At 72.1% G+C, this 19,087-nt stretch carries 12 protein-coding genes and 3 pseudogenes; 11 read left to right on the top strand and 4 right to left on the bottom strand.

What is annotated here, in order from left to right; all coding sequences use genetic code 11:
- Positions 1-124: 124 nt before the first annotated feature.
- The 4 genes and pseudogenes from ACFWYS_RS14990 to ACFWYS_RS14975 all read left to right on the top strand — a co-directional run.
- Positions 125-2,461 (top strand): Tat pathway signal sequence domain protein, encoded by a 2,337-nt coding sequence (locus ACFWYS_RS14990; protein ID WP_384767638.1) that lies wholly within the window; start codon positions 125-127, stop codon positions 2,459-2,461.
- Positions 2,462-2,485: 24 nt separating this feature from the next.
- Positions 2,486-4,272 (top strand): annotated as a pseudogene (locus tag ACFWYS_RS14985) (glycoside hydrolase family 97 catalytic domain-containing protein).
- An 88-nt stretch (positions 4,273-4,360) separates the two neighbouring features.
- The gene (locus tag ACFWYS_RS14980) at positions 4,361-4,945 is read left to right on the top strand and encodes a hypothetical protein (protein ID WP_384767952.1); all 585 of its coding nucleotides are present in this window, start codon (positions 4,361-4,363) and stop codon (positions 4,943-4,945) included.
- Positions 4,909-5,370 (top strand): annotated as a pseudogene (locus tag ACFWYS_RS14975) (ABC transporter substrate-binding protein); the annotation flags it as partial. The gene ACFWYS_RS14980 and the pseudogene ACFWYS_RS14975, both read left to right, overlap by 37 nt.
- 44 nt (positions 5,371-5,414) lie before the next feature.
- Here ACFWYS_RS14975 and ACFWYS_RS14970 read toward each other — a convergent pair.
- Positions 5,415-6,053, bottom strand: a complete 639-nt coding sequence (locus ACFWYS_RS14970; RefSeq protein WP_384767635.1) for a TetR/AcrR family transcriptional regulator — start codon at positions 6,051-6,053, stop codon at positions 5,415-5,417.
- Between the two features lie 69 nt (positions 6,054-6,122).
- Between ACFWYS_RS14970 and ACFWYS_RS14965 the strand changes: the two genes are divergently transcribed.
- The gene (locus tag ACFWYS_RS14965; protein WP_384767632.1) at positions 6,123-7,733 is read left to right on the top strand and encodes an FAD-binding oxidoreductase; all 1,611 of its coding nucleotides are present in this window, start codon (positions 6,123-6,125) and stop codon (positions 7,731-7,733) included.
- Here the strand turns inward: ACFWYS_RS14965 and ACFWYS_RS14960 are convergent.
- A pseudogene (locus tag ACFWYS_RS14960) lies at positions 7,708-8,881 on the bottom strand (AI-2E family transporter). The gene ACFWYS_RS14965 and the pseudogene ACFWYS_RS14960 overlap by 26 nt on opposite strands.
- Before the next feature lie 228 nt (positions 8,882-9,109).
- On the opposite strand from ACFWYS_RS14960, the gene ACFWYS_RS14955 reads away from it, so the two are divergent.
- Genes ACFWYS_RS14955 through ACFWYS_RS14940 form a run of 4 tightly spaced genes read left to right on the top strand, consistent with a single transcriptional unit; the run spans position 9,110 to position 13,901 of the window.
- Entirely contained in the window at positions 9,110-10,579 is a 1,470-nt protein-coding gene (locus ACFWYS_RS14955; protein ID WP_384767628.1) for an MFS transporter, read from the top strand.
- Entirely contained in the window at positions 10,576-12,768 is a 2,193-nt protein-coding gene (locus tag ACFWYS_RS14950) for an FUSC family protein (RefSeq protein ID WP_384767625.1), read from the top strand. Before ACFWYS_RS14955 ends, ACFWYS_RS14950 begins: the two co-directional genes overlap by 4 nt.
- Positions 12,765-13,391, top strand: coding sequence for a hypothetical protein (locus tag ACFWYS_RS14945; protein ID WP_384767622.1), 627 nt, complete (start codon positions 12,765-12,767; stop codon positions 13,389-13,391). The genes ACFWYS_RS14950 and ACFWYS_RS14945 overlap by 4 nt, the downstream gene beginning before the upstream one ends.
- Positions 13,392-13,421: 30 nt before the next feature.
- On the top strand, positions 13,422-13,901 hold the full coding sequence (locus ACFWYS_RS14940) for a SpoIIE family protein phosphatase (protein WP_384767944.1): 480 nt from the start codon (positions 13,422-13,424) through the stop codon (positions 13,899-13,901).
- 16 nt (positions 13,902-13,917) lie between these two features.
- On the opposite strand, the gene ACFWYS_RS14935 is transcribed toward ACFWYS_RS14940, so the two are convergent.
- Entirely contained in the window at positions 13,918-15,186 is a 1,269-nt protein-coding gene (locus ACFWYS_RS14935) for a ThuA domain-containing protein (RefSeq protein WP_384767619.1), read from the bottom strand.
- A gap of 297 nt (positions 15,187-15,483) precedes the next feature.
- Positions 15,484-16,539, bottom strand: a complete 1,056-nt coding sequence (locus ACFWYS_RS14930) for a mannose-binding protein (RefSeq protein WP_384767616.1) — start codon at positions 16,537-16,539, stop codon at positions 15,484-15,486.
- A 486-nt stretch (positions 16,540-17,025) separates the two neighbouring features.
- On the opposite strand from ACFWYS_RS14930, the gene ACFWYS_RS14925 reads away from it, so the two are divergent.
- Positions 17,026-17,778, top strand: a complete 753-nt coding sequence (locus tag ACFWYS_RS14925) for a type VII secretion system-associated protein (protein ID WP_384767613.1) — start codon at positions 17,026-17,028, stop codon at positions 17,776-17,778.
- Positions 17,775-18,983 (top strand): ricin-type beta-trefoil lectin domain protein, encoded by a 1,209-nt coding sequence (locus ACFWYS_RS14920; RefSeq protein ID WP_384767610.1) that lies wholly within the window; start codon positions 17,775-17,777, stop codon positions 18,981-18,983. Before ACFWYS_RS14925 ends, ACFWYS_RS14920 begins: the two co-directional genes overlap by 4 nt.
- Positions 18,984-19,087: the final 104 nt, after the last annotated feature.

Below are 19,087 nucleotides of genomic sequence, written 5' to 3'. Positions count from 1 at the left end.
CAACTTAGCCCATTATTGGGCCACTTACGCTGCTGACCGTGCCCATTGACAGGTGCACGCAAGGCGCCTACGTTCCGCGGATACACCCGATGTATCGACGATCCGTCAGGTCTGGAGGGCAACGATGACCTCGCAGCCGGAGAAACGCTCGCCGATCCCCCGCAGAGCCGCACTCGGCACCGCCCTGGGCGGCGTAGCGGCAGCGGCCCTGCCCGCGGCGGCCCATGCCGAAGAGCTCTTGCCGGCGGCCCCGTCCACCGCCGACGGCTCGACGGCCGACGTCGGAAGAGGCCCATGGAAACTCCGCGACACCATGACCAGCGACACCGCCTGGAGCGAGTTCCTGCGCGGCCAGGACCTGCTCTGGACCAGGCTTCCCACTCGCTGGTACGAGGGCCCGTTCCTCGGCGACGGGCTGCTCGGCAGCATGGTCTACCAGGAGCCGGGCGGCCGGCAGATCCGCTTCACCGTCCAGCACGGCCGTGTTCAGGACCACCGCCCCGAGTTCGGCAGCGGCTGGGGCACCTGCCGCCTCCCGGTCGGGCACCTCACGCTCGAACCGGTCGGGACGATCACCGCCGTCGACTGGCGGCTGAGCCTCTGGAACGCCGAGCTCACCGGCACCATCACCACCACCGCCGGGACGCTCACGCTCGCCGCCCTCATCCACGACGAGGTCCTGGCCGTCCGTGCGACAGCCGACGGCGACGAACGGGTGGTCTGGACGTTCCACCCCGAGGAGGCCATCAGCCCCCGGAAGATCCAGGAACCCCCGCCCGCCGGCTACACCGCCAACCCGGCCTGGACGACACGGACCACCACCGACGGCACCGAGCAGGTGCTCCAACCCCTCACCGGCGGCGGCCGGACCGCCACGGCCTACCGCCGAACAGGCGACGACCTGCTGCTCAGCGTCGGGCACAGCTTCCCCTCCGACACCGCCGCCGAGGCCGACTCGCTGCGCAACCTCCGCCGCGCTACGTCGTACGCCACTCTCAGACGACGGCACACCGGCTGGTGGCACGCGTTCTACCGGAAGAGCTTCGTGTCGTTCCCCGACCAGCGGCTGCAGAGCTTCCACTGGATCCAGCTCTACAAGGTCGCCTCCGCCAGCCGCGCGGGCGGCCCCGTCATGGCCACCTCCGGGCCGTGGCTGGAGCCCACACCCTGGCCCGCGGTCTGGTGGAACCTCAACGTGCAACTGGAGTACTGGCTCATCCACGGCTCCAACCACCTGGAGCTCGACTCCCTCGCCACCACCCTGCGCCAGAGCCAGGAACAGCTCATCGCCAACGTGCCCGCCGCCTACCGTGCCGACAGCTCCGGAGTCGGCCGGAGCTCCGACATGTTCGCCAACCGCGGCGTGGGGCAGCCGGGTTCGGGCGCCGAGACCGGCGACCTCACCTGGGCGCTGCACAACGTGTGGCTGTCGTACCGCCACTCCATGGACAAGGCGCTGCTGCGCGACACGGTCTACCCGGTGCTGCGCCGGGCGATCAACTACTACCTGCACTTCCTCACCCCGGGGGCCGACGGCAAGCTGCACCTGCCGAGCACTCTCTCGCCCGAGTACCCCGTCGTGCCGCCGCGGGACACCAACTACGACCTGGCGCTGATCCGCTGGGGCTGCCGGACGCTCATCGAGTCCGCCGAACTGCTCGGCCTGGACGACGAGTTGAAGCCGCGATGGCAGGAGACGCTCGCCAGGCTCACCCCGTACCCGGTCGACGCCAACGGCTTCATGATCGGCGCCGACACCCCGTACGCCCAGTCCCACCGGCACTACTCGCACCTGCTGATGGTCTACCCGCTGTACCTCGTCAACTGGGACCAGCCGGAGAACCGCGAGCTGATCAGGAAGTCGGTCGAGCACTGGCACGCGCTCACCGGCGCCCACCGCGGCTACAGCTACACCGGTGCCGCCTCCATCTACGCCATGACCGGCGACGGCGACACCGCGATCGGCTATCTGCGGAAGTTCTTCGACCCCACCACCCGCTACCCCTGCCAGGCCAACACCCACTACACCGAGGCCGGTCCGGTCATCGAGACGCCGCTGTCGGCCTCGCAGTCCCTGCACGACATGTTCTGCCAGAGCTGGGGCGGAGTGATCCGCGTCTTCCCGGCCGTCCCGACCGACTGGGCGGACGTCACGCTGCACGACTTCCGCACCCAGGGCGCCTTCCTCGTCAGCGCCGTCCGCAAGGCGGGGGAGACCCGGTTCATCCGGATCAGGAGCCTGGCCGGCGAACCGCTCAAGCTCCGCCACGGCCTCGAAGGGCGGCTCACCGTCCTTCTCGACGACGGAACCCCGGCCCGCACCCGGGACCTGGGCGACGGCATCCTCGCCGTCGACCTGCCCAAGGGCCGCGAGGTGCTCGTCCACTCCGGAGCCCGCCCCGACCTGACCGTCGCGCCCGTCACCGTCAGCGAACCGGGCCCGGCCTGGGGACTGCCGTAAGGCCACACACCTCGGAGGGTTGTCATGGCTGTCCCGACCAGAACGGTGGTCGCCGGGCTCTGCGCAGGACTGGTGAGCGCACTCCTCACCAGCGTGCCCGTACGGGCTGAACAGCACGAACAGACCTGGGTCCTGTCCACGGGAGCCCACGCGCCCAGCGCCCAGGTCACCCTGGACGACACCACGGGCACGCTGAGCCTCGCGGTGTCCCGCGACGGCCGTACGGTCATCGAGCCGTCGCCCGTCGGCATCGTCACCCAACAGGCCGACCTGTCCAAGGACTTGCGCTTCCTGCACGGCAAGGACCGGACCGTGGACAAGCGTTACCGCACCAGGTCCGGCAAACGGCTGGCCCGCCGGGTGCACATGAAGGAGACCCGGCTGTCCTTCGCCACCTCCACGGGTACCCGGCTCGACCTCGTCGTCCGCGCCTCCGACGACGGCGTCGCCTACCGCTACGTCCTGCCCGCCGGGCACGGTGACGTCCTCGGTGAGACCTCCGCCTTCGCCCTGCCGCCGGACGCGAACGCATGGCTCGGCACCTACCGGACCGACAACGAGGGCCAGTTCGCCCAGTACACCGCGGCCACGGCCCCCACCGGGGAGTACTCCGACCAGGCGCTGTTCGCGACCGACGGCGGCTACACCCTGCTCGCCGAGTCCGACCTCACCGGCACCTACTCCGGCGCCCGCCTCGCCCACGACCAGGGCACCGGCACCTACCGCATCAGGCTCGCCGACACCCGGGTCCGCACCGACGGCCCCTTGCGCACGCCCTGGCGGGCCATGGTCATCGGCGACCTCGCCACCGTCACCCGCTCCACCTTCACCGACGACCTCGCCCCCGCTTCCCAGGTCGCCGACACCTCCTGGATCCGGCCCGGCCCGGTGCTGTGGACCTGGCTCGCCGGCGGCCGACCGGCGGGGCAGAGCCTCGCGGCGCAGAAGGCCTACGTCGACTACGCCGCCGAGCGGAACTGGCCGTACGAAGCCGTCGACGCGGGCTGGTACTTCAAGGCCGGCGAGTGGGACACCACCGACCCGGACTGGCAGACCGACAGCTGGATTCCGGAACTCGTCGACTACGCCCGCGCCAAGGGCGTCGGCATCGTCGTCTGGATCCACCAGCGCGAACTCGACACCCCCGAGGAACGCGCCTGGTGGCTGCCCACCCTGGAACGCTGGGGCGTCAAGGGCGTCAAGATCGACTTCATGGACTCCGAGGCGCAGCCCATGCTCCAGTGGTACGACACCGTCCTCGCGGACACCGCCGCCCACCACCTCATGGTCGACTTCCACGGCTCGACCGTCCCCAAGGGCATCCAGCGCACCTGGCCCCACGTCATGACCCTGGAGGGCGTCGCAGGCGAGGAGAAGCGCACCAACACCGCCGCCCACCTCACCACCCTGCCCTTCACCCGCAACGTCATCGGTTCCATGGACTTCACCCCCGGCGCCTTCCATCGCGTCGGCCTGCGCCCGAGATCCCCGCCGCCTGGGACGACACCCGGCTCCTCGCCGGTCAGCCCGGCCGGGAAGCGGTGCTCGCCCGGCGCAGCGGCGACCGGTGGTTCCTGGGCGGGGTGTACGCGGGCGCCGCCCACACGGCCGAGGTGCCGCTGACCGTCGGCCCCGGACGCTGGCTGGTCGAGACGGTCGAGGACGGCACGGACGGGCTGGTCCGCAGGCGGCAAGTGCTGCGCGGCGGGGACGTGCTGGACGTGGACGTCGTGACCGACGGCGGCTTCGCCGGGATCGCCTGCCCGTGGCGGGCGGGGGTCACCGGCTGTTCTGTCGGTTCATATTCCTGAACATCGCACACGTGGGTGTGCAGCATCGCGTCCGTCGTGCAAGGCTCGGTCAACTCCTTTCTCCCGTTGTCCAGTTGGAGGGACGGGTATGAGCGTTTCCCGACGTACCGTGCTGGCCACGGCGGCCGGTGCCGCAGCGCTGGGCACTTCCACGGCACCCGCCACCGCCACCACCGCGGACGTCACCGAGGGCCCCACACCGGCACCGACTCTGCGCAAGCTCCGCTCGGCGACCGACTACGCCGTCGAGAAGCTCCACGCCGTCGCACCGACCGTGACCGCCTTCCCCGTCGGCACGAAGTTCGAGAAGTGGATCTACTCGCGGAACGGCGACTGGGTCGGCGGCTTCGGGCCCGGCACGCTCCGGATGGCATGGCTCTACAGCAAGGACGACACCTTCCGCACGCGGGCCCTGGCCTCGGCGGAGAAGCTGGCCCCGCGCCAGTACGACACCGGCACCCACGACCTCGGGTTCCTCTTCTACCGCACAGCGGGTCTTCCCGCGCCCGGACGGATCCACCCCGCACGTCTACGACTTCGACCCGGCCACCGGCGCCCCGATCGGCCCGGGCACGGTGCAGGGATACAGCCCCACGTTGTGCTGGTCGCGCGGACAGGCGTGGGGCCTGTACGGCTTCACCACAGGTCTCGGCGCTGCGCAAGGAGGGCGTGAAGGCGATCCTGATCAGCGCCGGACCGGCCCAGACCGCCTCGCTGGTCGGGGTCGCGGCCTCCCGAGGACTCAAGGTGCCCGTCGTCAGCAGCGCCCCCGGCTACGCCCCGCAGTTGATGAAGACACCGGCGGCGCCCGCGCTCGCCGCCATGCTGAACGTCGTCAGCGCCGCCCCGGCGCTCAGCTCCGACCTGCCCGGCGTTCGCAAGATGGTCGCCTCCTACTAGAAGAAGTACCCGGACTCCCTGGTCGACGCGGGCGTGCTCCCCGGCTACAACGCCGCCCAGTTGATGGGCGCCGACCTGGAGCAGGCCTGTGAGAACGTGCACAAGCCGGATGCGAAGGCGGTCGGCGCCGCGGTGAACGTGGAGGACGCGCACACCGCGCCCGGCGTCGAGGAGTACCTGGCGTCCCGGAGTTCGTGAACCCTGGGGCCGTCAACCCCGCCCGGGGGCTCGGTTCCCGCCGACTACGCCTGGTCGCTGTCGGCGGGAACGAAGGAGCGGGCGGCGGCGAAGATCCGTGCGCAGCGCCGTGTCATGGCCTCGGGGGACTGGTCGGGGTGGCTGATCCACCAGCGGACCAGGGCGGTGCACAGGCCGCGCCAGGCGTACTTGAGGGCGTCGGCGTCGAGCGGGTCGTCGGCTCCGGCCTCTTGCAGGAGGCCGGCGGTGCCGGTCGCGGCGAGGTCGTCGATGGCGCCGCGGTAGTACGCCGCACGGTGGAGGGCGTCGCTGCCGGGCGGCAACGTGGCGTCGTAGAGGACGAACCAGGCTTCGCGCTGCTCGTCCAGGGCGGTGAACAGGGCGCCCAGCACGCGGAGGGAGGTGGGCGGTGCCGCGGCGGCCGGTTCGGCCATCGCGGCGCGGACGGCGCCCAGCAGCCGGTCTCCGATGGGGTCGAGGCAGGCGAGGTAGAGGTCCTGCTTGCTGCCGAAGTACTGGTGCAGCAGAGGCTTCGTGACACCCACGCGCGCGGCGATGGCGGCCATGGTGGTCGCCTCGTAGCCATGCCGGCCGAACTCCTCGGTCGCCGCGGTCAGAACCTGCCGTTCGCGCGCGGCCCTCGGCACGCCCTTGGTGCCGGCCTTGGAGGGGTGCGTTGTCATGAATGCGATCTTACCCTACGGTAATTTACCGTTGGGTAAATTCCTTGGATCCCCGCTGGGAGCACACTCATGCCTGCCACCGCGCCCCCGACCGACCCTGGCACCTCCCGCACCCGCTCCTGGTGGGGCTGGGGCTACACCGAGGCCCACCCCGACGACGCCGAGTGCGTCGCGATGGGCACCCTGCTCCCGGGCACCCTGGTCCGCCCCTTGCCGATACCGCGGGTCGCCGACCTCCCCATCGGCCGTCCCGGCATCGCGCCCCCGTCCGCGCTGGCACACCTGGTCACCACCGATCCCGAAGCGCGCGCCGCCCACGCCATGGGCAAGGCCTACCGCGACGTCATCCGCGCCCTGCGCGGCCGGCCCGGCCGGATCCCCGACCTCGTCGCCCGCCCGACCGACGACCAGGAGGTGGCCGACCTGCTGGACTGGGCCGGCGAGCACGGCGTCGCCGTCATCCCCTTCGGCGGCGGCTCCTCGGTGGTCGGCGGCGTGGAGTACCGCGGCGACACCCACCGGGCCGTCCTGTCGCTCGACCTGACCGCGATGGACAGGGTCCTGGAGATCGACACGGTCGGCCGCTCCGCGCTCATCCAGGCCGGGGCGCTCGGCCCCGTACTGGAAGAACAGCTGCGGCCGCACGGCCTGACGCTGCGCCACTTCCCGCAGAGCTTCGAGTTCTCCACCCTCGGCGGCTGGCTGGCCACCCGGGCCGGCGGCCACTACGCCACCGTCCACACCCACATCGACGACTTCGTGCAGTCGCTGCGCGTCGTCACGCCCGCCGCGGCCGGCACGTCCTGGCGCCTGCCCGCATCCGGCGCCGGACCGTCCCCCGACCGGCTGTTCCTCGGCAGCGAGGGCACGCTCGGCGTCATCACCGAGGCGTGGATGCGGCTTCAGGAACGCCCCCGGCACAAGGCCTCCGCGTCCGTGGCCTTCACCGACTTCCACCGGGCGCTGGACGCCGTACGGGCCATCGCCCAGTCCGACCTCGCCCCGGCCAACTGTCGCCTCCTCGACCCCGGCGAGGCACTGCTCTCCGGTGCCTCCCACGACGGCTCCTCCGTCCTCGTCCTGGGCTTCGAGTCCGCCACCAACCCCGTCGACGACCGCCTCGCGGCCGCCCTGGACCTGGCCCGCGCCCACGGCGGCCGCGGCAAGACACCGTCCGCGGACCGCGACACCCCGACCGACGCGGCCGTGAGCGCCTGGCGCTCGGCGTTCCTGCGGATGCCGTACCTGCGCGACGGCCTGGCCCGTATGGGCGCCGTCGTCGACACCTTCGAGACCGCCGCCACCTGGGACCGGATCCCCGCCCTCATCGAAAGCGTCCGCACCGAGGTCGGCGGCGCCGCCCTCAAGGCCACCGGACACGAGGCCACCGTCAACTGCCGCCTGACCCACGTCTATCCCGACGGCGCCGCCCCCTACTTCACCGTGGCCGTCGCAGGCCGCCCAGGTGACGAGGTCGCTGTCTGGGACGACATCAAGGCCGCAGCGAGCGACGTTCTGCACCGGCACCGCGCCTCCATCACGCACCACCACGCCGTCGGCCGCGACCACCGCCCCGGATACGACCTCCAGTGCCCGGCCCCCTTCGCCCTGGCCCTGCGCGCCACCAAGAACGCCCTCGACCCGCACGGCGTCCTCAACCCGGGTGTGCTGCTGGACTGACGGCGGGCCCGGCCGGCTGGGGACCGGCCTTTGCGGCCTCCTCCGGGGCGCCGTCCGCAAGGCCGCGCAGTGCCTGATGGACCGAGCAGAAGACGGCTACGAAGGGGACGGCCACGACGGCACCGATGAACCCGGCGGCGATGGCGCCGCCGACGACGGTCAGGGCCACGACGACCGGATGGAGGCGCACGTCCCAGCTCATGACGATCGGGTGGAGCGGATGGCCCTCGATCTGCCCGATGATCACGATCAGCGCCACGACGATCAGAGCGGTCACCGGCCCCTTCGTCGCCAGCGCGACCACCGCGGCGACGGCCAGGGTGTGCGGTGAGCCGATCAGCCGGATGAACGCGGCCGCGAACTCCAGCAGTGCCAGCGGCACGGCGAGGGGGACGCCGAGGATCAGCAGTGCGATGCAGACGAGGAAGGCGTTGGTCGCCGCGACGAGCAGGATGCCGCGCGTGTAGCCGGTGAAGGTGCGCCGGGCGGCCGCGCCGGCGACGTCGAGGTGACGGCGTGCCGTCGCGGGGAACTGGTCGCAGATCCACTGCCACTGCCGGTCGCCGGAGTGGGTGAAGAACACCGCGCAGAACAGGGCCAGGGCGAGAACGGTCAGAACTTCGAGGAGTCGGCTCGCGCCGCTGACCGCCTCGCTGATGATGGTGGAGCGGTGGCTGGACAGGAACTTGCCGATCCGGGACTGGAGGTCGCTGAGCGTGTCCGCGGGAGCCGGAACGGGGGCTCCTCCAACTGGCGTTCGATCCGGTCGATACCCGTCACGAATTCCCTCTGCAGCCCTCTTCGCTGCCCCGCCACGATCTCACCGACCAGGGCCGGCGCCCCGAGGACGACGACGTTGCCGCCGATGATCGCGGTGGCGACCGCGATCGGACGGGGCACGAACCGGGCCAGTAGGTCGGCCACGGGGCGCAGCAGCGAGGTGAGGACCAGGCCCAGGAAGACGGCGACGGCGATCCGGTGGAACTCCCCGAGCACGGAGAACGCGCCGCGGACGACGATGGCGACGGCGATGATCCGCCACGCGTACGCGGCGGCGTTCCGCAGCCGGCCCGGCACGCGCGACTCCGCGCCGCTCGGGCGACCGACGGGCGGGGCGGGCGGATCGGGGGGGGCGTGGACATCCCCATGCCCGTACCACCGGCCCGCCCCCGGATCGCGGAGCCCACCCGGAATTCGCCCGAAGGCCGGTGGACGTATCCCTGGTTGGAAGCCATGGGCGCCGCCGCGACTCGCGGTCGTCGGGCTGCGGGCGTTGCGGGGGCGGCCGACAATTGGGCAGGGGAGGGCAGGTCCGGCCGGCCGCGCGTCGGCGTGGTTCGTCGCCGTAGCGGTGTCGGTCCGAGAGGAACGTGCACATGGGCGCTGTGTCTTCGCCGGCGGCGCGGACGGGAGCGTTCATCGCGGTGGCGGTCGCCCTGTTCTGCATCCAGCTCGACTTCTTCGCGCTGAACCTCGCCGTCCCCGGGATCGCCGACCAGTTCGGCGTCTCCGCGTCGGCCGCCCAGTGGACCCTGTCGGCCTACATGCTCGCCGTCGGCTGCTGCTTCATCGTGGGCGGCCGCGTCGGCGACGTCTTCGGACGCAGGGGCGCACTGCTTGCCGGTACGGCCCTGTTCGCGGCCGGGTCGGTCGGGTGCGCACTCGCTCCTGGGCTGTGGGAGCTCGTCGGGGCGCGGGTCGTGCAGGGTGTCGGGGCCGGCTTCGTGTTCCCCGTGTCGGTCTCCGTGATCACCAACGCCTTTCCGGACGCCACCCGAGCCCGTGCGCTGGGAGCGGTGTTCGGGATCGCCAACGTGGGCACGGCGCTGGGCCCGTTCGTCGGCGGCGGCTTCACCGAAGGGCCCGGCTGGCGCTGGATCTTCTGGCTCCTGGCACCGCTGAGCCTGCTGGCACTGATCGTCGCGTACGTGTACGTGCCCGACTCCCGCGATCCGACGGTCCCACGCCAGCTCGACCTGACCGGCTGCGCGACCGTTGTGATCGCGCTGGCGGCGCTCACCCTGGCCGTGGAACGAGGCAGCGCCTGGGGCTGGGACCACGCCCGCACGCTCACCCTGCTGGCCCTGACCGCCGCGGCGGGCGCGCTCTTCGTACGGCGGGAGCTGCGTGCCCGGCACCCCCTCATCGACCTCGGGCTCTTCCGCAACACGCCCTACGTCCTGGTGACCGGCACCGGAACCGTCACCAACATGGGCTACGCGGTCACCGTCTTCGTGTCGACGCTGTACCTCCAGCAAGTGCGGGGGCTGTCCCCGCTGGAAGCGGGCGTGGTGTTTCTCGCGCCCGCCGCGCTGGTCGCACTCAGCGGGCCGCTCGGCGCCAGGCTTTCCGGACGGATGCGGCCGGTCACGGTGATGGCGCTGGCCGGGGCCCTCGCCGGGAGCGGGATGATCGCGCTCAGCCTGGTGACGGCCTGGTGGCTGTACGTTCCGGTGTTCGCGTGGTGCGGACTGGGCCTGGGGCTCGGTTGGACCTTCGCGAGCGTGGCCACCCAGCAGGTCGTGGCACCCGAACGGGCCGGTGAGGCCTCGGGCGTGCTCCTGACGTTCCTGGTCACGCTGGGCGGCGTCGCGCTCGCCGCTGCCGCTGCCGCGATCACGGCGATGCTGCCGGAGCGAACACCCGAGGCCGCGTACGACGCCATCCTGCGCTTCGGAGGGGTGGTGATCCTGGCGGCCTCCGCCGTCGTAGTGGTCGTAGGCCACCGGCTGGCGAGCACCGGAAGCATCCCGCCGCCCGGCGCGGTGGGGACCCTCGGCTCGGCCGGCCCACGGCTCCGGGGCCGGGCCGGCTCACGGCCGTCACGCGGCGGGCGCGAGCCGTGAGGGGCGGGCCGGAGTGGCACCGGATCCTGCACCGGTCGGCGCGGGTGACCCTCGCCGCGTCCGTGGGCTTCTACCTCTTCGTGTACGGGCTCGACGAACCGGTCCTGGCCCTGTACGCCCTGTTCGCGCCGATCTCACTCGGCCTGCTGTCCCCGATCCCCGGGTCCGGACGGCAGCGCGCCGAGGTCATGCTGAAAGCGCTGCCCGTGGGTCTGGGGCTGGTGGCGCTGGGGACCGTGCTGGCGGTGCAGACCTGGGCGGCTGTGCTCGGCATGCTCGTCGTGGGCTTCCTCGTCGCCTTCGCGGCGATCGCGGGCCCGCGCCCTGCCGGGGCGGCGCCCGGACTCCAGCTCTTCTACATCCTGGCCTGCTTCCCGCCGTACGAGCCCGACACACTGGGGCTGCGGCTGGCCGGGCTCACCTTCGGAGTGGTGGCGCTGGTGCTGGCCGAGCTGTTCGTGCTGCCCTCCCCACCCGACCCGACGTACCGGACCAGCCTCGCTCAGGCTCTGGCGACGGCCCGCGACACCATCACCGGGATCAGCGGCCTCTCACCCCAGGAACTGAGACAAGCCGGCGCACGGCTTCGGCTGTCCGGGATCCCGCCCGCACAGCGCCCGGCGGGCCCCGGGCGTGCCGTCCGCGGCCTCGCCCAGGCGGGGTCCGCCGCCCGTCGGCTGCTGGAGCAACTGGCGCATCTGACCGAGATCGGCGCACTGCGCGACCTCGTCCGCGACGGCACCGGGAGCAGCCGGGACGGCACGGACACCGCGCTCGGGTCGCTGCTGCCGCGGGTCGTGCTCCTCCTCGACGAGACCGTCGCCGCCCTGCGCACCGGCCGGGCCGCTCCCGGCCCGCAGCGCATGGACGAGGCCATCGACGACTTCCAGCGGATGCGCGTGCGGCAGGCGGCGGGACCGCCCGACAAGGTACCCCCGGCCGATGTGCTGCGCCGACAGGCGGCCCTGCTCGCGGTCGCCGAATCGGTGCGCGCCCTGGAGATCTCCGTCCGGGTCGGCCTCGACGGCAGACGCACCCCGCCCATCGAACCCAGAGAGCTGTTCTGGTACACGCACGCCGCCACGCCCGAGCTGTGGCTCCGCCGGATCACCGGCAACATGACGCCGCGCTCGGTGCAGTTCCACAACGCGCTGCGGATCGCGGTGGCGTTGGCCGCCGCGCGGCTGGTGGCCGGCTCGCTCGACCTGACGCACGGCTTCTGGGTGCTGCTCGCGGTGCTCACCCTGAGCCGGACCAGCGTGCTGGAGACCTGGTCGGCCATCCGCCAGGCCGTCATCGGCAACCTCCTGGGCGCCGTCGCGGCAGGCGCCCTCCTCATCGGCCTGGGGCAGCACACCGAGGCGTACGCCGCGATCCTGGCACCGGCCATGCTGATCGCCTTCTCCCTCGGGCCGCTGCTGGGTCTCGCCTGTGCCCAGGGACTGTTCACGCTGGTGGTGGCGACAGCGTTCGCCCAGATCGCGCCGGCCTCCTGGCGGCTCGCCGAGGCGCGGATCGTCGACGTGGTCACCGGCAGCGCCATCGGCCTGCTGTGCGGGATGCTCGCCTGGCCGGCCGGCGCCCGCGCGGAGGTGCGCAGAACCATGGCGGGGCTCTTGCACGAGTGCGGCCCGCTGATCAGGGGCACCGTCGCCATGCTCGCCGCCGTGCCGCCGGGCTCGGTTCCGGCACCGGCCACGCTCCCCGCACTGCACCGGCTGCGCCTGGCCGAGTCGGCCTACGCCCAGTTCCGCAGCGAACCCGCAAGTGACGCGCACGTGCGCGCCGACTGGCACGCCGTCCTCATCACCGCACATCACATCCTGCTCGGCGCCCAGTGGCTGCCCCGCTTCGACCTGCCCGCCACCGCCCTGCCGCAGGAAGCCGCCGACGGGGCGCGGGCCCGCGCCCGCGCGCTCGCACAGACCACCGACGGGCTCGCCGCCCTGTGCGCCGGCAGACGCCCCCGCACCTCCGGCACGGTACCGCCACCCGGGGAGCCGGCCGGGCCACCGTTGCCCGTGCTCGTCGACCTCGACATGTGGCTGCGCAGCCTCACCGCCCAGCTCACGCGTATCGAGGCCGGACTGCCCGAGGCGATCCGACGACCACCACGCGGCACGACGGCCCTCGGGACCAAAGGCTCCGGGTCGGGCCCCGCGGGCCCGGACGTCGGGCGCGCGCCGTGAGGGGTGGCCGCAACGTCCGCGGCGAGCCACGCGCCCCCACTCCGCGCGGTTGGGTGTGGTGGCTGCCGCTGGTCGCCGTGCTCGTCGACGTGGCCGCCGAACTGATCGTCAGGGGCCGCGAGCCGGTCAGCTTCATGCTGGTCGCGGTCCCGGCACTGGCCGCCGGGACACGCGGCCCGCTGGGCACCGCGCTGTCGACGGTCGTGTGCCTGGGGCTGCAGTTGTGGATGGCCGGCCGCCGCCCCGGCCACCTCGACGAACAGCACCACATCGCCATGTACATCGCCGCCGCGCTCATCGGCATCGCCAGCGTCGCGCTCGCGGCGCAGCGGGAGCGGACCCGGCAACACCTCATCCGCGCCGACTCCGTGGCCGAGGCCATGCAGCGCACCCTGCTGCGTCCCGGGCCGAGAGCAGGCTCGGCCCGGTGCACGCCGCCGGGTTCTACGAGGCCGGGTAAGGCGGCACGCTCGTCGGCGGGGACCTGTACGACCTGTGCGAGACACCCTTCGGGGTGCGGGCCATCATCGGCGACGTCCGCGGCAAGGGCTTGGGCGCGGTACAGACGGTCGCCGCGGTGCTGGGCAGCTTCCGGGGCTCGGCCCACGAGTGGCAGAGCCTGAGCGCCCTGGCCGCCCGGCGTCGAGCTCAGCATCGCCCGCAACAGCCCGGCCGGCGAGGACGGCGATCCCGAACTGTTTGTGACCGCGCTGGTGCTGGAGTTCCCGCCGGGCGGCGGCGAGGTCCGCATCGTCGACCGCGGCCACCCCGCGCCCCTGGCGGTCGGCCCGAACGGAGCCCGCCGCCTGGCCACGGCACCCGGACTGCCCCTGGGCCTCGGCGGACTGACGCCGGACGGAGACGACACGACCGTCCACCCCCTCGAACCCTCCGAAGTGCTCGTCCTGCACACGGACGGAGTGAGCGAGGCACGCGACGCGGACGGCGTGTTCTACCCGGTCCTGGAGCGGCTCGCCGAACGATTCGCCGGGGAGCGCGCACCAGACCCGGAGACGGTCGTGTCGTTCGTGCGCGCCGACGCGGACCGCTGGTCGACACAGTCCGACGACGACCGCGCCATCCTCGCCCTCTCCCTGGCGGTCGGCCCCGATGCCAGGGGCCGCCGGGCGTGATGCCCAGGTGCCCCCGTCAGGGCTGTTCTGCCAGACGGAACGACTGTGTGGCCGAGTTGTCGCAGGGGCGCTGCACCAGCTGCACGCTGTTCGCCGAACTGCCGGTCGTGCTCAGGCACTTGCCGCTGTGCCGGGCGGCGAAGCGGTAGCTCCCCGACGACTCCCGCTCGGGCCGCCACTGCTGGTTGCCGCCACCGCCGTAGGCCCACAGCTGCACAGGCGCGTCGTCGGCGATGGACACGCCGGTGACATCGACGACCTGCTGGGGGTTGCCCCGGATCGCCATGCGTGCGTAGCCGCTGTCGGTGGGGCGGAACTGGAACTGCTGGGCCAGGGTCTGGTTGCAGGTGTACTGCTGGATCGCGGTGCCGTTGGCGGTGGCCGCCGCTCTGGCGTCGACGCAGCTGCCGTTCCCCGTGTTGGCCAGGGTGTACCAGGCCGTCTCCGATATCGGATCGGTGGGTGTCGGGGGGCCGCTCGCGCCGCCGAGCCACTTGAGACCCTCGATGAGGAAGCGGTTCTGGGTGGCGCTGGCGAACGTGGACGACAGCCGGGTGTTGGTGGAGTAGTCCATGGCGTTGTGGCCGAAGTTCGCGTACAGCATCCGGTACTGGGTGTTGGTCCACAGGATCGGGTAGTAGCCGCTGTACCAGGACTGGTTGGGGTCGGTGCCCAGGGGGAAGCTCGACGGGTCGACGGAGGCCAGGATCTTGATGTTCGGGTTGGTGCGCAGGTTGTTGGACCAGCTGTACCACTCGCTGACCGCCGAGGTGAACGTCGCGGGCAGACCGGTGGTGGACGGGTGGGTGCGGTCCTCGGTGCGCAGGACCGCGGTCGTCGGACCCCAGGTGTTGGAGCGGAAGTTGCCGCTGCCGAGGAAGGTGTTGTAGTACCAGGGCCACGATCCGGCGTCGGTGGTGAACGCCGAGACGTGGAAGCCCATCCAGCCGCCGCCGGCCCGCACGAACCGCTCGAATCCGGCCCGCTGGGCCGCGGTGTGCGGCGCGTCGTCCAGGAAGAGCACGACTTGGTACTCGTTCACGCCTCCGTTCGCGAGCAGATCCCAGTTGGTCGTCGCCGTGTAGGTGAAGTTGTTCTGGGCGGCGGTGCGCGGAAACCACTCGTTGGCTTCCTTCGCGAAGTCGATGTGCGCGGCGTCCCAAGTGCCGCTGTAGAAGGCGACGACCTTGAAGGCGGCCGCCCGGGGCGCGGCGGGGGCCGGGGCGGCCGTGAGCCCCAGCACGATCGCGAGCCCCGCCAGAATCCGTACGGCCAGCCGTCTCACGGGTGTCTCAACGGGGTGGCCGTGTCGGCGGGGGAGTTGGTGTCAGACATGGCTCCTCCTAGACGTGCGCATGACAGGAACGCTTATTTCACTACGTGATTTAAGGGGCGTCAGAATTGCCGTGTCAAGGTGTTGGTATAGGCCAATCCGGCGGCTCTGCACCGCTCTTGTGCTTCCCCCGTCGCTGAATCCCCGGTCCTGCAACACCGGTCAGGTGTCAATGACCGGTGTTGCAGGAGGCGTTGACGAGGGAAGCGAAAAGGGACAAGGCGTGACGATGTGTCCCGCCGAAGCGCCTCAGGTCGACCAGACCACCGCGCCGTTGTGCACGATCACCACCTTGGCGTCGGCTCGCAGGACCAGCTGGGCGCCCTCACGGCCCCAGGTCTGGGAGGCCCAGATGGGTTGGTCCTCGCCGTTGTGGATGACGAGGTTGCCGTCCTGCTGGAAGATCGCCCGGTGGTTCTGCCCGAATGTCATGGACGCCCAGATGGGCTTGCCCTCCTCGTTGTAGACGACGAGATTGCCGTCGGTCTGCATCACCATCCGGATGCGGTTGGTGGTCCAGGCCTGGTTGACCTCCAGGACACTCGTCGCGTAGACGGTCTCGGTGCTCCAGTTCGGCTTCGGGGTCGCCGCGGGCTTGGGTGCCGGCTTCGCCTTGGGCTTCGACTCGGCTGTGCGGCTCGGGCTGGGCTTCGTCTCGGGCGTCGCGGGCACGGGGACCGTGACCTTCGGCGGCCCGCTCTTCTTCGCCTTCTTCGGGGACGGACTGGGCTTCGACGCCACGTAGTCGTCGAGTGCGGCGGGGGCGGAGGTCGGGTTGAGGACGGTGTCGGAGCCCTCCGCGGCCAGCCCCTTGGCTGAGTCGGGAGGCCCGTCGTCCTTCGCGCTTCCCGCCAGGAACAGGGGTATGGCTATCAGCGCGGCGCCGGCGATCGCGGCCCCCGCCAGGATCGGCTTGCGGGGTCGTCCGCTGCCGACGCCGGTGTCGGTCCTGACACCCGGAGGCGTCGTACCGACGGCCGCCGCGACGGCGACGCGCTCCTCGGACGTCTCAGGGGTTGCGGCTGCTGCTGCGGGTGTGGGCTGGGACGGGGTGACCGTGGTCTCCTCGGCACCGGTGGTGCCGGAATCCGCCTCCGTGGTCCCGGAGTCCGAGCCGGAGTCGCCGGACGCCGAAGCAGTGGACCCGGAGGTGGAACCGGTGGTCCCGGACTCCGCCTCGGGGGCCGGGGTTCGGCTCGGCTCCGCTTCGTCCGGTGCGGAGGGATCGGTCGGTAAACCGGCCTCCCCTGCGCGGGCGGCGGCCGCCTCCGCGTTCGCGCCGGTGGTGGGGTGCTGGGGGGACATGCGGTACTCCTCCTCGGTGGCGGAGCTGTCGGTGGCGGGCTTGACCCGCACAGTGGCCGGCTGGACGAACGCCGGGAGGCCCGGCGGGCGTTGGGCGAGCGCCGCGCCGGGGTTGGACCTGGTACGGCCCTGCCCCGGTCGTCGAGGCGTACAAGACCCGCCGCGGTGGCGGCCGCGGGCCGATCAGACGCCCTTCCGAGCTGCGTGGTCTTCCCGTGTGGCCCAACTTAGCCCGTACCGGGGGTGATCAGTCGTACCACCCGCCCCAACTCTCCCGTCGCTTTGTCCGCTCCCGCCATGCTGCGCCCGGAAAGTCCCTCGCCCGGTCAGCAAACGGGCACGTGAACACCTGATTCGGACCCTGCTCTGCCCGCAACGGGCTTGACTGTTGTGGCATTCTGATGGCTTCCCGATCTGATCAGTGTCGGCGCGTGCGCACGCCGTCGACACCCGAGTGTTCGTACAGAGCGAAGAGTTCAGGTGGAGATGCGGCCCGGACAACGGCAAGAGGGCGGGCCTGACAGCCGGCTCGCGGCGCCCGACGGCTCCGGCCCGGCCGCCGTCGACTCATCCGGCGCCGACGACGCCGGGCCCACCGACATCCCCGAGATACCCGAGGCCGTACGGGCCGCCGCCCGCCGTGCACCCGGCCACTGGATCGGCGTGGTGGACCCGGAGTGGACGCAGGAGCGGACGCCGCCGGAGTGGGCGGTACTGGGGGAGTGGCAGTCGGACGAGAGCGGCGGGGTCGGGGACTACCGTCCCAACCCCGCGTACCGGCCGTCGGCTCGGGTGCTCGGCTGGCCCGAGCCCACTGACCCGGTGGACGCGGCGGCGCAGCGGGCCGCCACCGGCTACGGCTCGGTGGACGAGGCATTCGAGGCTCTCGCCGAAGCGGAGATCACCGTGGTGCGCGGACCGGACGGCGGGCCGCTCACGGCTGCCGGGCTGGACGGGGCGCCCGTGGTGCTGTTGTTCACCTCCCCGGCACACGAGTTCATGTCCGGGGCACTTCGGCATGACACCGTTCCGGCACGGGAGTTGGCCCGTTCACTGCGCGGCTCGGACACCCTGCTGATGGTCAACGCCGGCGCCGCGGCCCCCTTGCTCGTCCCGGCGGACGGACTCCTCGATCCCGTGCGCGAGCCGGGAGCCGAGCAGGCACCCGCTGCCCGCTCCGAGGACCGGACCCACAGCTCTTCTGAACCCTGGCCCCACACCACAGGGAGGACGCCGTGACGCGTTCGGTCCAGCCCAACCCCAGCTCACCGAAGGCGGAGTCCGGTTCCGGCGGCGAGGAGGCAGCCGCGACCGCTGCCGCCGTCGCGGAGCCCCAGTCCGAGGCCGCGCCGGAGCCGAGCGAGGCGAAGACCGGGGCTCGGGCCGAAGAGACGGCCGCCACGGCCGAACCCGTCACGGAGGGCCGGACCGCTACCGCTACCGAGCCGGAAGCCGAGACCGGTCCCGGATCCGGCCCAGCCACCGGCAGTCAGTCCGCGTCCGATGCCGCGTCCGCGTCCGAGTCGGACTCCGAAGCCGACCCCGGTGCCGCCGCGGCGGCCAAAAGCCGACTCCCCGCACTCGTGCGGACCATGACCGCGACCGCCATCGACCGGCCCCAGCAGCAGCCCGGTCATGTGGGGCGGCCGGGCAAGGCGGTGCTGGCCGGGGCGGCCGTCGCGGGGGCGCTGCTCGTGTCGGTGCCGTTCCTCGTCCTCACCGGGGACGACGACAAGAGCTCCAAAGTGGCGCCGGCGGGAGGAACCGTCCTCGGCGGCGGTGAGCAGGAGGCGCCGGGCGACTTCGTGGTGACCAACCCCGACACCGGCGCCCCGTCCGACGGCGAGAAGAACTCCGCCAAGCCCGAAAAGCCCGTGCAGAAGGCCCCCGCGGGTGGCGCGGCGCAGGGCTCGGGCAAGGACACGCCGAAGCAGGACACCGGCAGCAAGGACACGTCCGAGGCGGACTCGGGTGAGCAGGACCAGCCCGCGAAGTCCGGGGGCGACAAGGCGTCCGGCGGCGACGACCAGCCCGCGAACCCCGGTTCGGGCGTGACGTTCAGTGCCCCGGTCTCCCTGCGCAGCCATCTCTCCGGCCGCTGCATCGATGTCCCGTACTCCGACTTCGGCGACGGCAAGAAGCTGTTCGTGTGGGAGTGCAACGGCAGCGAGGCGCAGAAGTGGCAGTTCGCCTCCGACGGCACCATCCGCATCAAGGGCCTGTGCCTGGACGTGGCCAACGCGAACTACAGCGACGGCACCCCCATCCAGATCGCCCGGTGCAGCGGCAACGCCGCCCAGAAGTTCGTCCTGAACGAGCGCCACGACCTGGTCAACACCGTCGTAGGCAAGTGCGTCGACATCAAGGACAACAACACGGACAACGGGGCCTGGCTGCAACTGTGGACCTGCGCCGGCACCGACAACCAGAAGTGGAGCGGCTGACCGCCCGCCGGACGCCTTCAGGCCGAGAGCCGTCACTCCCGGCATCAGCCCGCCCCGACAGCGGGGCATGATGGCACCGTCGGCTCGCCGACATCACGCGCACC

The sequence above is a fragment of the Streptomyces sp. NPDC059010 genome (genome assembly GCF_042740355.1).
GTDB lineage: Bacteria > Actinomycetota > Actinomycetes > Streptomycetales > Streptomycetaceae > Streptomyces.
This window is presented reverse-complemented; position numbering and strand designations above follow the sequence as displayed.

Coding starts and splice junctions, on each gene's coding strand:
- ACFWYS_RS14990 (WP_384767638.1), top strand. CDS start 125: ATGACCTCGCAGCCGGAGAAACGCTCGCCGATCCCCCGCAGAGCCGCA.
- ACFWYS_RS14980 (WP_384767952.1), top strand. CDS start 4,361: ATGAGCGTTTCCCGACGTACCGTGCTGGCCACGGCGGCCGGTGCCGCA.
- ACFWYS_RS14970 (WP_384767635.1), bottom strand. CDS start 6,053: ATGACAACGCACCCCTCCAAGGCCGGCACCAAGGGCGTGCCGAGGGCC.
- ACFWYS_RS14965 (WP_384767632.1), top strand. CDS start 6,123: ATGCCTGCCACCGCGCCCCCGACCGACCCTGGCACCTCCCGCACCCGC.
- ACFWYS_RS14955 (WP_384767628.1), top strand. CDS start 9,110: ATGGGCGCTGTGTCTTCGCCGGCGGCGCGGACGGGAGCGTTCATCGCG.
- ACFWYS_RS14930 (WP_384767616.1), bottom strand. CDS start 16,539: ATGTCCCCCCAGCACCCCACCACCGGCGCGAACGCGGAGGCGGCCGCC.
- ACFWYS_RS14925 (WP_384767613.1), top strand. CDS start 17,026: ATGCGGCCCGGACAACGGCAAGAGGGCGGGCCTGACAGCCGGCTCGCG.